The organism is Bacillus sp. PPSBB_11 (assembly GCF_038023285.1).
Classification (GTDB): Bacteria; Bacillota; Bacilli; order Bacillales; family Bacillaceae; genus Bacillus; species Bacillus altitudinis.
Genome location: NZ_CP150633.1, coordinates 801,726 through 802,995, shown reverse-complemented (window position 1 = coordinate 802,995; position 1,270 = coordinate 801,726). Strand labels below are relative to the sequence as shown.

General features: G+C 45.1%; 1 protein-coding gene. It reads left to right on the top strand.

Annotated features, from left to right (window positions below; genetic code table 11):
- The first annotated feature begins 269 nt into the window (after nucleotides 1–269).
- The gene (locus V7L95_RS04060) at nucleotides 270–1,079 is read left to right on the top strand and encodes a hypothetical protein (protein ID WP_340968140.1); all 810 of its coding nucleotides are present in this window, start codon (nucleotides 270–272) and stop codon (nucleotides 1,077–1,079) included.
- Nucleotides 1,080–1,270: the final 191 nt, after the last annotated feature.

Genomic DNA, 1,270 nt, shown 5'->3' with positions numbered 1-1,270 from the left:
GATGTAAAAGTGGCATAAGCGGATGTCGGGATAGATGGGAGAGATTATGCTTATCCTGCGAGAAGAGAGCGTAGTCTTCGTGAGGATATGGCGATCGATGAGGTTGCCGTGTCTAGAAACAAGGGAATTCGTAAACGGTACAACGATTTCGTCAACGGAAAGTCTAGCGGTCAATTCACCGTAAATATAGCAACCGGCATCAAAACGGTAAGGTCAGACGCTCAATAGGCGTCTTTTGTTTTGCGATAAATACGAAAAGGGGCGTATGTATGAATCAAAATCAACCGCGCATTATTGACGTTAACACAGGCGAAGACCTGTCCGGTATCTACTCTTTGAGGCATCGTAATCAGGACGCAGCCTTCCGTCAGCAATTAAATAAAACGGATGATCGACGTGAGTTTACCAATGCGGAGATGCCGAATATAAACGAAGTATATGACGTCCTCACAACGGCTCAGTGCGGATATTTAATGCTTCTACAATGCTACGTTGATTACGGCGGCCTTTTAATTAAGTCAAGTCGCGATAAGATACCGATGGATACTTCGGACTTGATGGACGTGCTTCAACTTACGAAAAAGCGACAGACTTTCTACGATTTCATTTCAGCGGCTGTTCAGCATGATATTATACGAAAAAATGACGATGGCTACTCGGTAAATGAACGTTATCATTTTAAGGGGAATTTCCGCAGTCCGCACGTTGTTAAAATATATAGCGCAAAAATTAAACGAGTTTACAGCGAAGTCAAAGCGACAGACATCGGGCTGATCTATCGTATGCTCCCATATATTCATTTCGATACTAACGCTCTATGCGAGAATCCTAACGAATCAAATCCGAGGGCCATCCGTTGGTTCAGCCGAGCCGGTCTAGCTGCCGCGATAGGGGTAGTGCCGGATACGCTTGGTCGTCGTCTGAAGGCTATGAAATTCGGAAGCGAGTACGTTATAGCTCGCGTTAAGGTCGGCAGCGAGCCGGAGCGATATACGTTTAATCCAAACGTTTTCTATCGTCAATCTAAAGCGCCGGATAAAACGTTGATTGCGTTATTTAACGTCGAGAAGACGCGCTAATATGGAGGTTGTTAATATGAACATTAGAGAATGGTTTGGTATGATCCCTTACTCAGAAAAGACAGAGGCTCAATGCGCCCTAGATCGAGTGTTGACTTTGCATAGAGAGGCGTTAGTCCAATATTTGTCGGTAGATGACCGCGGTGACATTTATGATCTAATTCGAGCGATGTCCAAGCACGCCAAGCCGC